Annotated in this window: 11 protein-coding genes and 5 pseudogenes; 5 read left to right on the top strand and 11 right to left on the bottom strand. The window is 39.2% G+C overall.

Translation table 11 applies throughout. The annotated features are described in order from the left end of the window. Nucleotides 1–208: 208 nt before the first annotated feature. From M1K46_RS24280 to M1K46_RS24270, 3 genes and pseudogenes are all read right to left on the bottom strand, one after another. Nucleotides 209–447, bottom strand: a pseudogene (locus tag M1K46_RS24280) (IS1595 family transposase); the annotation flags it as partial. Between the two features lie 252 nt (nt 448–699). Then, nucleotides 700–1,230 (bottom strand): DUF4871 domain-containing protein, encoded by a 531-nt coding sequence (locus M1K46_RS24275; RefSeq protein ID WP_256228016.1) that lies wholly within the window; start codon nt 1,228–1,230, stop codon nt 700–702. Nucleotides 1,231–1,376: 146 nt separating this feature from the next. Further along, complete coding sequence (locus tag M1K46_RS24270) at nt 1,377–1,661, bottom strand: hypothetical protein (RefSeq protein ID WP_256228015.1); 285 nt, start codon at nt 1,659–1,661, stop codon at nt 1,377–1,379. A 468-nt stretch (nt 1,662–2,129) separates the two neighbouring features. On the opposite strand from M1K46_RS24270, the gene M1K46_RS24265 reads away from it, so the two are divergent. Then, nucleotides 2,130–2,705, top strand: a complete 576-nt coding sequence (locus M1K46_RS24265; RefSeq protein ID WP_375162244.1) for an STAS domain-containing protein — start codon at nt 2,130–2,132, stop codon at nt 2,703–2,705. 234 nt (nt 2,706–2,939) lie between these two features. Here the strand turns inward: M1K46_RS24265 and M1K46_RS24260 are convergent, their stop codons facing one another. After that, on the bottom strand, nt 2,940–3,725 hold the full coding sequence (locus M1K46_RS24260) for an SDR family oxidoreductase (RefSeq protein WP_256228014.1): 786 nt from the start codon (nt 3,723–3,725) through the stop codon (nt 2,940–2,942). Nucleotides 3,726–3,956: 231 nt separating this feature from the next. Here M1K46_RS24260 and M1K46_RS24255 point away from each other — a divergent pair, with 231 nt between their 5' ends. Next, nucleotides 3,957–4,343 carry a MerR family transcriptional regulator gene (locus M1K46_RS24255; protein ID WP_256228013.1) on the top strand — a complete coding sequence of 129 codons (387 nt, stop codon included), beginning with the start codon at nt 3,957–3,959 and terminating at the stop codon, nt 4,341–4,343. Between the two features lie 721 nt (nt 4,344–5,064). On the opposite strand, the pseudogene M1K46_RS24250 reads toward M1K46_RS24255, so the two are convergent. The 3 genes and pseudogenes from M1K46_RS24250 to M1K46_RS24240 form a co-directional block, all read right to left on the bottom strand. Further along, nucleotides 5,065–5,711: pseudogene (locus M1K46_RS24250) on the bottom strand (HAD family hydrolase). A 231-nt stretch (nt 5,712–5,942) separates the two neighbouring features. Beyond that, a pseudogene (locus M1K46_RS24245) lies at nt 5,943–6,105 on the bottom strand (DinB family protein); the annotation flags it as partial. Nucleotides 6,106–6,371: 266 nt separating this feature from the next. After that, complete coding sequence (locus tag M1K46_RS24240) at nt 6,372–7,256, bottom strand: helix-turn-helix transcriptional regulator (protein WP_256228012.1); 885 nt, start codon at nt 7,254–7,256, stop codon at nt 6,372–6,374. A 225-nt stretch (nt 7,257–7,481) separates the two neighbouring features. Here M1K46_RS24240 and M1K46_RS24235 point away from each other — a divergent pair, with 225 nt between their 5' ends. The 3 genes from M1K46_RS24235 to M1K46_RS24225 all read left to right on the top strand — a co-directional run bounded on the left by M1K46_RS24235 (nt 7,482) and on the right by M1K46_RS24225 (nt 10,147). Beyond that, complete coding sequence (locus M1K46_RS24235; protein ID WP_256228011.1) at nt 7,482–8,123, top strand: NAD(P)H-dependent oxidoreductase; 642 nt, start codon at nt 7,482–7,484, stop codon at nt 8,121–8,123. Between the two features lie 38 nt (nt 8,124–8,161). After that, complete coding sequence (locus M1K46_RS24230) at nt 8,162–9,370, top strand: MFS transporter (RefSeq protein WP_256228010.1); 1,209 nt, start codon at nt 8,162–8,164, stop codon at nt 9,368–9,370. Nucleotides 9,371–9,499: 129 nt separating this feature from the next. After that, nucleotides 9,500–10,147 carry a nitroreductase family protein gene (locus M1K46_RS24225; RefSeq protein ID WP_256228008.1) on the top strand — a complete coding sequence of 216 codons (648 nt, stop codon included), beginning with the start codon at nt 9,500–9,502 and terminating at the stop codon, nt 10,145–10,147. A 383-nt stretch (nt 10,148–10,530) separates the two neighbouring features. Here M1K46_RS24225 and M1K46_RS24220 read toward each other — a convergent pair whose 3' ends face one another. The 4 genes and pseudogenes from M1K46_RS24220 to M1K46_RS24205 form a co-directional block, all read right to left on the bottom strand. Next, nucleotides 10,531–10,824 (bottom strand): hypothetical protein, encoded by a 294-nt coding sequence (locus M1K46_RS24220; RefSeq protein ID WP_256228007.1) that lies wholly within the window; start codon nt 10,822–10,824, stop codon nt 10,531–10,533. Nucleotides 10,825–10,961: 137 nt separating this feature from the next. Continuing rightward, nucleotides 10,962–11,486: a GrpB family protein gene (locus tag M1K46_RS24215; RefSeq protein WP_256228006.1), complete on the bottom strand. Its 525-nt coding sequence runs from the start codon at nt 11,484–11,486 to the stop codon at nt 10,962–10,964. A gap of 233 nt (nt 11,487–11,719) precedes the next feature. Further along, a pseudogene (locus M1K46_RS24210) lies at nt 11,720–12,454 on the bottom strand (tyrosine-type recombinase/integrase); the annotation flags it as partial. Between the two features lie 68 nt (nt 12,455–12,522). Then, nucleotides 12,523–13,302, bottom strand: a pseudogene (locus M1K46_RS24205) (alpha/beta fold hydrolase). Nucleotides 13,303–13,544 lie beyond the last annotated feature (242 nt).

The following is a 13,544-nucleotide window of genomic DNA, read 5'->3' as shown; positions in this document are numbered from 1 at the left end:
CGATTTCATACGGTAAGGTCCTAACTTGTGATTGACCTGACTTCCCTGTTCATTTAGTACATGTTCCGCCTAAAAAGAAGAGCACACTCCCTCCCAGGAACATGCTCTACTCTTCTACTCCTTCTGCGTAACCATAATCCATATAATCGTTCATATAAATGAGAGTGATATTGCAGCTGATTTCTTTCTTTTGCCATCCCATTCCTCCTATATGGTATATCCCTCTTTTTACGCGTTGTTTTTGGCGTTCATTAATCATTTCGTGCAGCAAGCCTTTTAGCTCCCCAAATTTTTTTTAGTTGGTTGCAGTATCGGTACATAACAAAGAAGAGGGTGAACTTATTCACCTATCACTGTATCAATTTCTTCGGCTTTAACCCTTCCTGTACCTGCTTTGTTACGATCTTGGGCAACTACGACGGCAACTTTCAAGTTGGAAATTCCTCTTTTCCACCCGGTTTGTTGTTGTTCGAATAGTTTGCCGGGAAAAAATAAAAAAAGGACCCTTGTGGGATCCATTGTTATTTCTGCATGTTTAATCTCACCAAGAATTCACTCCAGTAAGAAGGAAAGCCGATATGGGAGAAATCAATGCTCTCTTCGTATTCAGAAATAAGGGCCACTAAATCCCTAACGCACCCGATTGTTGAATAACTGATTATCAGTTTGTGTAGTTTTTAATAATCTTAGAGAATAGTTTCATTCCTGTTTGATGTCCATAACTAAGATATCAAAGAGTTTATTGTCTATATAGACCAAAAAAGCCCATTTCCCCGATTCGTTTAGCAGCACATTTGATGGTATATGTGAATCAGCACCATTAACTTCACTACCGAATCCATCTTTTGTCCAGTAGTATTTTTTTGAATTTACATCGTATAACACTGGCTTTACAGTTGAAGATTTTTTGTTGTATCCCACAATAGTTAACTTACCCTCTTTGATGCCCCAGAAATGCCACATCCACTTATCTATTTTTTTCGTTTTTAGTTCGGGACCTATAATGCCAACTTTCATTTTGTTTCCAACCATATCACTTCGTGTTCCTGTGTTAAATGTAGTGGCAGTTTTGTCCCAATCAATTCTTTTTATATCAGATTCTTTAACAGTATTGGAGATTTCTAAAGGTAACGCTGTTTCTTTATAAACTTCTTTTTTACTAATTTCTGCCGATGAACACCCCATCAGAAATGCAATAGCAAGGATGAAGAAAAAGATACTTCTTTTCATAACCAGTTGCCCCTTTTCATAATATTTCACTGTAAAAACTGAGGTGATATACAACTTCTTTAATCCACAATCCTGCACTTTTCTTGAGTAACGGCAACCGCCTTATGTAGCAATCGCACCCGATTGCTGAAGATTGTATTCTTTCATTAAGCCTTTTTTGCACTGTTTGTTGTAATGCCTATAAGAATTATTATGATTCCGTTGATAAAAAATAAAGTAGAATAAATCAAAGTAATAGCTCCAGTTGCAAATCCGCCAGGGTCAAAGGAACCTATAACATCTAATGAAATTTTAAAGATTAAAGGTGTGATAAGAATAACTATAACTCCTGATATAATTCTTCTTTTTTTATTCCTTCCCGCTACTTTAAATGCAATAAGGTTTGTCAGCCCTAAGATGAGCAATATGATTCCAATAAAAAGAACTTCCATAACTAACCTCCCCATTAACAATGACATCTTTACTCTAAATATTCTTAAAGTAAATAACATATTCCTTATGCCACAATCCTGCCCTTTAGTTTAAAAGCAAAATCATTTCTCAGGATTTGCTGCACAAGTGATTTGTATCACCAAAAATTATTAAAGTTATTGTATTAATATTTGCTTGAATTTTGAATATTGTAATACTTTATTGTCTCAATTATACTTGTTCTATAATGATTTAAGGAGAGGTTTGCCATAACTATTGAACTTTTTAGTCAAACAAACATTCCAACGCTACTTGATAAGGTTGGTGAAAATATATTAATTACCAATGCTGACTATGAAATCGTATGGATTAACCAATCTGCCAAAGAACTCCTTAAAGTAATTGGACCTTTTGTAAATATTGATAACCCAGAAGATTTTATAGGGCAAAACATCTCTAGATTTCATAGTCAAAAATCGTTGGAATATATGAAAAATGGGTACTTTCCTCATTCCACTACTATAACTTTATTTCAACGATTTAAATCCGATATCGTTGTCAACACCTTAACCTCTGAAGCAGGGGAAAAGCTGGGTTATATTCTTACTTGGAAAGACCTTACCGAATTTGAAAACGCCATCCAGGAAAGAAACGAACAAATTAAGGAATTAGAAAGCCCTATTATTCCACTTGCTAATGATACTTCTGTCCTTGTTCCCCTTCTCGGGAAAATCACGGAAGACCGAATAAATCATATTGAGAGCAAAGTATTAAAATACTGTGCCAATCATCAAATTAATGACGTCCTTTTTGATTTATCAGGGGTTAACGAAGGACTTAAGCCTGAAACCGCATCTCGCCTGCAACAGATGCAAACTGCACTTTGCTTAATGGGTGTAGAACCTATCTATGTCGGAATCAAACCTGAGCTTGCCCAATCTATTGTTAGGGATCAAATTTTTATTGGTGCGAAGACCTTTACGTCCTTCAAACAAGGAGTCTTATATGTCTGGAAGAAGTCAGGGTATCCATTACAAAAAATCAGAGATAAAAAGCATATATAGGACACTTACATCCATTAGTTTGAGTACAATTATTCATCTTGCATATTCAACAAACCTGCCTCTTTAGTTCCATAAGAAAAAGCCGCCTTAAAGACAGCTCCGATCTTCAGCTAACGCACCCTATAGTTTAAGTGAAAATTATCACAATGCTTAGTCACCGGATTAGAAAGTACCTAAATATATAGCAACTATTTTACCTGAATTGCCCTCCCTCACTTGAGAAAAGGGAGTAGTCTAACCCTGTGCAGTTGGACGGATAATAATCTCGTTCACATCAACATCGGATGGCTGTTCAATCGCAAACGCAATCGCCCGGGCGATTGCATCCGGCGGCATAGCGATATCCTGGAACGCCTCGAGCCGGGCTTTCATCTCCGGATTTGTCATAGAATCCGCGGCATTCGTCCGTGTCATACCAGGTGAAATGATCGTCACCCGCAGCTTATCACCCGCCTCTTGCCGCAAACCCTCGGAGATGGCACGCACAGCGTACTTCGTGCCGGAATAGACCGATTGGTTTGGTACAGTCTTATGTCCTGCAGTAGAAGCGATGTTGATAAAATGCCCGCTACCCTGCTTGCGGAAGACAGGTAGTGCTGCTGCGATGCCATACAAAACACCTTTAATATTGACGTCGATCATTTTTTCCCAATCCTCGACGAACAGGTCGTCAAGGGGGGAAATCGGCATAATACCGGCATTGTTTATAATTACATCAACTTTTCCATAGGAATTTACAGCGTGTTTTACCAAATCTTCAACATCGCTGCGTTTTGTCACATCCGTTACCTTAAAACTTGCTGAACCACCTTTGGAAGTAATCGAGGTGACCAATTCATCAAGTTGTTGTTTTCTTCGTGCGCCAACAACTACCTTAGCACCTCGTTCTGCTAACAAAGCTGCGGTAGTTTTTCCCATACCACTACTTCCACCGGTAATAACAATAACCTTGTCTTTAATATTTAACACAATAAATCCTCCTACTCCATTTCTTAGAAACTTTTTTATGATACTGTTCATGCAACTGTTGCTTCAACTCTCTTCTATCGAGTTAATGCCACTTAACTTGGAGTTCCTCATCGTCTTCATTATCAACAGCTCTACTTAAGTATAAATTGTTATTCTTACTGTAAGTCAAACAAAAATTTTATCGTAAAATACATCATTGTTTATAATGGTCATTGAAGGTTATCTTTAACTTTTGATATACTTTTAGTTATTGTTACTATAACTAAAAGGGAGGAAAATTGAATGCAATATTCGATGAAATATATCCAAGAACATTTAAATGTGACTGCGAATACACTTAGATTTTATGAAAAGGAAGGGTTATTAAAAAATATTTCTCGTGATTCTAGGGGACGCAGAGTATATAACGATGAAAATATTGAGACGTTAGATTTCATTCGCGCTCTAAGATTGACAGGTATGCCTATTTCCGAAATAAGAAGGTATCTTGAATTATATGAGTTGGGGAATGATACCATATCGCAAAGAAAGGAAATGATAATGCAACACAAATTAATGGTTCAAAATAAAATTAATGAGGATCTAAAACATCTAGAAATCATAAGTTATAAAGCAGCTATGTATGAATTTAAAGAAAAAGAAATTAACCAGAAAAACTATCCTAAATAAATCAGCTTTTTTCACCGGTTTATTTTGATAGTCACTATACACCAGTCTTGCCTCGTTGCAAAATGCAAATGGTAATTCTTTTCTAATATAACCTTTTCATAATGTAAATCTTATTTATAGATGGTTCAGCTACTAAAATCCAAAATTGGAGTATCGTCAGAAAAATGGACTTAACATTGTAAATACGCGGTTATCTATACCTTGCAGTAAGAAGTCTTTATTTCCTAAGCCTTTTACACTGAAGACATGTAAACAATGTATTTTTCTCTGATAACGATTATCGCATCATCGAATTCTATAAACGTTTGGTGCCTTGAAGGCAGCCAAAACGCCTAAAGGCGTTATTAAGCCTTTGTTATCTAAGATAAGGTATTCGATGCCTTCTCAGTGTTAAGACATCACTACCTTGAATACTTTGAATACATCGTTTACTGAATTCAGATATTAAGTATTCAAAGTAGCTTTTCACTCAATTTTTCTTCTTCGAATACTTTAAATACTCCTAATTTTCATAGTATAGATAACCGCATTTTCCTGACGGTACCCCAATAGTATTAAATGGTATCAGCAATTGAAATATATATTTAAAGTAAGCAATGGGAAAATTCCACAAAAATGCGCAATCCTTCTTCAACCTGCCCCGTTAGCGCAATAAGATAAAAATCCGGCTAACGAAGCCGGATCATTAGCTATTACACCTGTTAGTTGAGGATAAGGTGTATTAATTCATTTTTACACCCATTAAAATATCTTTTAGTTGATTAACACTTTGTGCAATATAAGTAGGATTGGACTGACTTAATTCCTCATATGAACCATATCCGTAAGTAACTCCAATAGAGTCAATTCCTGTATTATTTGCCCCTATAATATCGTATTTTCTTCTCCAATCATTATAAAATTGCTAAGATTTTAATATGTATTGAATTATTTCTGTTTTTGATGTCCTTATACCATCAAGATTACTTCCTACAATAAGCTGAAAATAATGGTCAATATTAAAATACTTTAATATTTGCTCAGCGAAAATAGTTAGTTTTGAAGTAGCAATGACTAAAGTTAATCCTTGCTCTTTTAAGGAATTAAATAATAATGGAATATCTGAGTAAAGTTCGTTCTCAAACATTCCCTTTTTTTTATACCTCTCTCTATATAAATCTATTGCTTTAAGTGTTTGCACCTCATCAAAATTATAATATTCGGCAAACGACACTTGTATTGGTGGACCTATAAAACAATCAAGTTTATCAATGTCTGGTTCAGTAATACCCATCCCTGTAAAGCATATTGAACTGATTTAGTTATGCCTACTTTTGGGTCTGAAAGCGTTCCGTCTAAATCAAATAAAATTACCTTGTAATTTCCCATATGTTTAATACAATAAGACATTAAAAAAGGAGAATTTTTGTTTCCAACGTGTCCACGCCCATTATTAAATCGCCTAAATAATTTTTCAGAACATACATGTTTCAACTTCTAACATTCTTCTTCAACTAAAGCCCCAGTTACTTTAAGTATAATATTTCACAAAGTTAAAATTTCTTTTATGATATGCCAATTACCCTTTAATTAAACAAGAATCCGTTTATAACCATAAGTTTAGTGCCTCGCATCTAAAAGTAATTTCATCTCTTTTATTTGTTCTATGTGTCGCTGTTCATGCAAATATATCTGTTCACATCCATAGATCAAGAGGTAATTCACCAAAAGCAGGATGATTCACTGATTTTTCCGCCAATATAGATTTATCTTCTATAGTACTTGAGGGAGAAATCCCCTCTATTCTTTCACTGATATTCTTATTTTTTTACACAAAAAAAGGGTGCCCCTATAAGTCATACTTTTAGGACACCTTCTTTTATTCATTCCCGTTTTTCTCTTGCACTATCGTTATCCGTCTAACGAGACGCCGAGCTCACATTACGTTTGATATAGCCAATTAAAAACAAACTATTACAGTTTAGCAAGATTGTAGTTCTCTAATTAAATATTGTGTATTTCAATGTGAGCCAGCCAACTGCCATCTTGTCATGCTCTCAAGGATACTGCTTCTGCAAGCATTTGCTTCGATCTATTTTTCAAGTGTTTTAGACGCTCCTCGTCGATGACGTTTGCTGGCGTGTAGAGGACGAGGGTAATGTCGTCATGCTCAGCTGCATAGAAGGCGTTCGAGAGGATATCGATCGCTCCCACGTGTGGATGCTGGATTTGGAAAAGATTATCGCGAAGGCACTGAACATCGTGACGCTCCCAAATCGCGTTGAAATCGTCGGCGGCCTCGGCAAGACTGCCGATGATTTCGCTCAGACAAGGATCTTCCATACGACGTGCGTAGGCGGTGCGGAACGCCGCGAGCAGCTTGCCAGCAGAAGTCTCCCAATTCGCAAATCGACCGCGGAAAACCGGGTCGGTGAACAGCAGCCAAAGAAGGTTTCTTGCGCAGTCCCTCATCCTGCTTGGGTACAAACCGAATAATTCTGCAGCTGTTTGGTTCCATACTAACAGGTTCCATTGACCGTCGATCGCATAGGCGGGTAGATGAGTATACTGATCTACGATGCGCTGAAGTTCAGGATTGGCCTTCTCCCAATACTCCCCATCTGCGATAGGGTTCAGTGGTACCTTTCGATCCGCGAGCATATAGAGATGTACCCTTTCGTCACGATCTAGCTTCAATGTGCGGGCCAAGCTGTCGATAACGCTGTCCGAAACCCGGATGTCTCTACCTTGCTCCAGGGCTGTATACCAGGGCAGAGAGATTCCGGCTAAAACCGCCACTTCTTCTCGGCGAAGACCTTTGGTACGGCGACGACTGTTATCCGTACCCGATAGTCCTGCCTCTTCCGGTGTGAGCCGTTTTCGACGGCTTTTCAAAAAATCTGCAAGCTCCTTGCGTCTTAGGTTTTCGTTCATCGGACATGGACCTCCAAAATAATGGTTTTCTTAATTATATAGCAATACGCATACGCACGTCTCCCTTTTTACACAATCGTGGTTTGAACGTAGGTGATAGAATTTCTACTAGGATTGGCAACACCACTATGGATGCTTGTAGGTTAAACACAGTACTATCTGGCCCCGTGTCTTCGATTTATACTAATCCAGCAAGACCAATAAAACACAGGAGGTTCAAAGAGAATGACAACTGTACTATATATTACCGCACACCCGCTTAACGATGCTGAATCCGCTACACTCCAAACGGGCGGCGCCTTCATGGAGGCATACCGTAGCGCCAATCCGATGCATACTGTTACGCATATCGACCTGTTCGACAGTTTTGTGCCGCCACTGGACACAGAGATTTTCCAGGGATGGGCCAGGTTGCAAAAAGGTGAGCCGTTTGACGCGCTGGATTCGTCCGCTCAGTCCAAAATTGCGCGACTCGCCGAGATCGTAGATCAATTCGTCGCCGCAGACAAATACGTCTTTGCTACGCCGCTATGGAACTTATCATACCCTCCGGTCTTAAAAGCGTACATTGATGCGATCTTTGTAGCCGGCAAGACGTTCAAATATACGCCGGAAGGGCCGGTAGGACTTCTTATGGGTATGGGCAAGAAGGCGGTCCACATTCAAGCCAGCGGCGGTGTGTACTCCAGTGGACAGGCTGCCGATTTGAATCTGGGACATCGGCATTTGTACGAATCGCTGAAGTTCTTTGGCGTTGAAACGCTGGAACCGATCTTCGTAGAAGGGCTTGCGCAGTTCCCGGACGAAGCCGTATCAATTAAGCTGGCGGCAAAAGAACGTGCAGTGAAGGTGGCTGTGAGCTTCTAACCAACTATTCACCACACAGGAAAAGAGGAGGATTCACCATGTCAGTAGCTTGGAAAATATTCATGTTGGCCGCAGTCAGCTTTCTCGTTGGTTCTTCCGAGTACATGATAGCCGGCATTCTCGATAAAGTCGCATCGGATACGGGGGTGTCGCTTTCCGCCGCAGGCCAATTATTGACGGCATTTTCGTTAGCGTTCGCCTTTGGTACGCCGATTCTCATGGCCGCCACTGCGCGGCTCAATAGAAGAACCCTGCTGTTGTATGCACTTATCCTGTTCGTCATTAGTAATGCATTAGTTGTAGTTTTGCCGGGATACGGACTTCTATTGGCCGCCCGGGTAGTGATGGCACTCGCAACCGGCGTTTTCGTCGTCGCAGCGCTCACGGTAGCCGCCAGGTTGGCTCCTGAAGGCAAGCAGGGTGCGGCGATTGCGACAGTACTTATGGGCATTAGTGCTTCCCTGATTGCGGGTGTGCCCGTTGGACGGGTCATCGCCGCCATATACGACTGGAAGCTAATTTTCGTCGGCATTGGTGTGCTAAGCCTTCTTGCTCTGCCGATTGTGGCATTGTCCATTCCCCGCACGGAGAGCGAACAGGCAGTACCTTTACGGAGGCAGCTCGCAATGATGCTGGAGCCCCGCGTTGCGTTGGCCCTTGGAATCACGTTCTTCTGGATTGTTGGCTACTCCACCATTTTTACGTACATATCTCCTTATCTGCTTAAGGTTGCCGGGTTCAGCGATCGACTGGTCAGCTTGGCCTTGTTCGGTTACGGTATCGCTAGTCTCGTCGGCTCGAAGGCTGGTGGTTGGGGTACAGATCGGTGGGGCGTTGCTCCGACACTGGTCGGCGGTATGGTGTTAAACATGCTCATGCTGACCGTATTGTCGGTCGCAGCACAAACGACGCCGATCCTTGTCTCTGCGTTACTGATGCTTTGGTCGTTCTTCTCTTGGTCGTCCGCTCCAACACAGCAGTATTACTTGATTACACTGGCACCTGCAGCGTCAGGCATTATGCTCAGCTTGAATACATCCGTGTTGCAGTTTGCCATGGCGGTGGGATCCGGCCTCGGAGGATTCGTCATTGACGGCCTATCACTCAAGGCGATCACCTGGATCGCAGCAGTTCTCGTTGCTGTTGCAGCCGTAATTGCTGTGATTTCACTTGGCGCAACGGGGCTACGTTTTCGTCGGGGAACAAGTCAGCTGGAACGAAGGGACACAAACGAAGATATTGTTTAGTGAGAAGATATTGCTGATCATACGGTGGACGGCAACAAATTAAGATACACCGAAGATGAAACTTGCTCAACATTAGAAGTTTTCAGCCGATATCCCTTTGGATTAAAGCAATCATAAAGGAGGCAAATAATGAACACAACTGACCATTTGACTCGTAGTAACGATTTCAATCAAATTATATTGGGACGTCGATCCATTAAAAAATATGATCCATCTGTTAAAATCAGCCGTGAGGAAATGACGGAAATGTTGAGCAAAGCAACCCGGGCTCCTTCCTCCAATAATCTGCAACCATGGCGCTTCCTGGTCATCGAAAGCGAAAAAGCAAAAGCAACACTGCTGGCACTGGCACAGTTTAACAGCCACCAGGTAGTAACATCCGCAGCCGTTATCGCTATTTTTGGGGATTTAAAGCATGATACCTATGCAGAGGAAATTTTCAACACAGCGGTAGAGCTTGGTTATATGCCAGATGATGTAAAGAAACAGCTGCTTGCGTTCACACAGAACATTTATAGTACCGTGTCTGATACCTACCGAAAAGACGTTGCTCTGATTGATGGAGGCTTGATAGCGATGCAGCTCATGTTGGTTGCCCGTGCCCATGGTTATGACACTAATCCGATTGGCGGCTATGATAAAGATCGGATCGCCGAAGTTTTCGGAATGGACAAAGAACGCTTTGTGCCCATTATGCTCGTATCAATTGGTAAAGCCGATGATGACGGTCATCCGTCTATGCGCTTGCCAGTTGACAGTGTTGCGGAATGGAAATAACCACAGAACTGATTGTACTAAGTGGAAAAGAGATAAAGTTATCGATGTAAGAATACGACTTAAAGGTGCGATTCTTAAAAATGGAAGTTACTTTTTTCTTACCCAGATAACAAAAGTTTATAGAATATTGTATTTTAGTAAACAAAGGAAAGAGCTGTAAATCCTCTTGATTGCGGCTCTTTTTCCTGTTCAGCTAGGCAGGTTAGTGGAATAAACGATAGATTAAATGATGGCAGCGGCAGTTAGGGACTTTATTTCTACTTTCCTAGCTGCAGTTGCATTTTATTGCTGATCAGTCTGTCCTTGAACCATTTCTCATTAGTAAATTTCCAATTTTCAATGGTAAATAGTCTTGCTAATACTTCATCGTTCTTTACAATTAACTATTCATAACATACCACTGCATTTTCGTTATTCCTTAGACGAATAGCTCTATCTTCGAACTTCTTTTTAGCACCTGGAAAATGCATAACAGACTGAATCATGCCAGTTATAGCGTCTTCTTTGTTAAAAATAATTGGTTTTTCATCTACACCCTTAAAAAATGCAACATAATAATCCTCTGCCATTCTATCTAATGAAGATGTGTCCCCTGAAGTCATTGCCTCGTTCCAATCAGTAATAAACTCATCGTGCATTTTGGCAAATTCTTTTAACTGATTTTTTGGCTCAACCATTTCTAAATCCTCACTCTAATTTATTTTTCTTAATAATTCTATACTATTAAGAGAATTCCTTCTTCAACAAACCTGCCCCTTTTCTTCAATAATAAAAGAACATTCCTTATTAAAGGAATGCCATTTATTAAGAGAAGTCATTTACCATATATTTCACTCCTGGCCTTTTCGATAATTGTTTTTATAAACGGTTCTTTTTTCTTTGTATAAGTTGGTCTATCAAACTGATATGTAGTTGCAAGTTCTTTTTTTAATGATGCATACTCTTCAGCTACTTGGGGGTTTAACCTGAGATAATCACGAAATAATAATTTTCCAATCCACTCACTGCTATTAAATTCACAGATATGAAGATGACAAGCCCCCTGTCCCCATAATCTCTTCCTAAAAAACCTTCTATCTTTAAATTCAGGTTTAGGAACATATTCGTAGTCTATTTCACTTAAAGGGCTAACAAAGCTAGATACTTCATCTAAATCTTGCACACCTACAATAATGTCAATTATTGGTTTCGCCTCTAATCCCTTTATTGACGTGCTACCAATATGTTCAATTCCAACAACCTTATCACCTAAAACATCAAGAATTCTATTTTCCTCATATTCATATTGTTTTTCCCAATTAGGATTATAATCAATTAGATTAACTATTGGTTTCGTCATAAATGTCCCCCTTTAAAAAATAATGCTTCTTAATATAATTTTATAAAGTTAATCAAAATCCTTCCACAACAAACCTGCCCCGTTTGTTGAATAAGAACATAATATTTTTTCCTAAATTGTATTCTAGAAAAATACCGCTAAATCCTTCAGAGTAAATAAGAATACAAGTAAGATTACATCAAAAAACCTCGTCATTTATAAACGAGGTTTTGTACTTTATTGTGCTATTACTTTTAAAAATATTTACTATATAAATCATGTCTTAACTTGCCACTAAATTGTGCATACACCTTTGTTGTTTCGCTTTTCTCATGGCCAAGTAAACTCTAAATTACCTCAAGTGGCGCTCCGTTATTCATCATATGAGTGGCATAGCTGTGACGCAACTGGTGTGGATGAATTCTCTTCTTAATTCCGGTACGATCTGATATACGGGTTATAATATATCTCATTAGATCGATACTCATTCTTCTTTTGGGTCTTCTTTCTGTAATAAATAAGCAAGGGTAAAGATCATCACGTGAACCTAGGTATCTCTTTAACCATAAAGAACAGCGAGTATTAAAGTATACCTCACGTTCTTTATCACCTTTTCCATGAACAATTACAGAATTTGTTGTGAAATTAATATCATCACGATTAAGTTTTACTACTTCCCCAATGCGACAACCTGTGGAGTAAAAGAACTCAAACAATGCATTTTCCATAGCGTTTTCACAAGATTCCCTAAGATGTTCGATTTCAAGTTCAGTAAGGAATTTGGGAATCCTCTTCCCAAGTTTGGGTTCCTTTAATTTAGCTGCAGGATTATTCTTAATAAACCCTTCGTCAAAAGCCCACTTGAACAAAGAACGAATGAATCGAACACGGTGGCCTAAGCTTGAGGGCTTTAAGTGTTCTCCTTCCTCAATTAAATAGGTCTTTAGCTGATCTGTTGTAACACTATTAACATCAATATCTCCAAAGTACTACTACTCGAACAATAAAATAAGCAAAGGCTATCTCAATCAATTTATCCATTTCTAATCCTCCCATTTTAAAGAAATTGTATCAATAGCTGGTTAAACTTATCACGCTCTTCCCAGAATGGTCCATGACCACTATATTGAAATGGTACAAGTTGTGAGTTTACTATTAGATTTTTTGTTTCCTGACCTTTAGTAAACGGAACGATTTTATCATGGATGCCGTGAATAATTAACGTAGGTACAAATATTTTGCCAAGGTCATTGTACACATCTTCATCTCTTAATGTTGTCATGATTGCAGCCGTCGACCAACTAGCTGCTTGTAATCCTAGCTGAAAGAACCAGTCTGAGAATGGTCCAGTGATTTTTTGGAAGAAAAAGAGATCCGTTACACCCTGCAACATTTTAGGGCGATCATTAAGTGTTTCTGTAATGAACTTATTTGCAATTTCTTTTTCAACACTAGTCGGAGATGCAGCGTCTATAAGGACTAGTTTAGATACTCCAAAACCTTGATATCGAGCCATATATCGAATTGAAATTGCTCCTCCTGTAGAGTGTCCTGCAAGTGTGAAATCTTTTAACTGCAACGCCTCAATTACTACACTTATATCATCTGCCAATCTGTCAAAATTGTAACCACTAAATGGTTTATCGGAATTGCCATAGCCCCTCCAGTCTAAACCAATACAGCGGTAACCCATAGCTGGAAGAATATTAAACTGATATTCAAACTATTTATGGCTCAATGGCCAACCATGTAAAAACAGGATTGACTTTTTCCCCCCAGGGTTAATATCTTCTACATATAATTTTACACCTGGTTCTACTGAAACAAAGTATCCCATGAAGAATCCTCCCTAGTTAAAACCGTATCAACAATAAGATATTCATTTTGTAAAAGGGATAGACTAACCTGCCCATTGAATCAATAAAAAAAGGCACATTTCTTACTAAAGAAATGCACCCGTTCGTAATATAAGGTTAGCCAGAATTTCTGGTTGACCTTTTTTTATTTGGTCTTATTATAGCGGTAGTCGGGGTAGAACGTAGCACCCGTGGGACTGATCCCGTCAACTAAACTGTTCAC

It is taken from the genome of Fictibacillus sp. WQ 8-8, from assembly GCF_024494405.1.
GTDB classification, from domain to species: domain Bacteria; phylum Bacillota; class Bacilli; order Bacillales; family Fictibacillaceae; genus Fictibacillus_C; species Fictibacillus_C marinisediminis.
The sequence above is the reverse complement of the archived record's forward strand: the minus strand, read 5'-3'. Positions and strand labels throughout refer to the sequence as shown.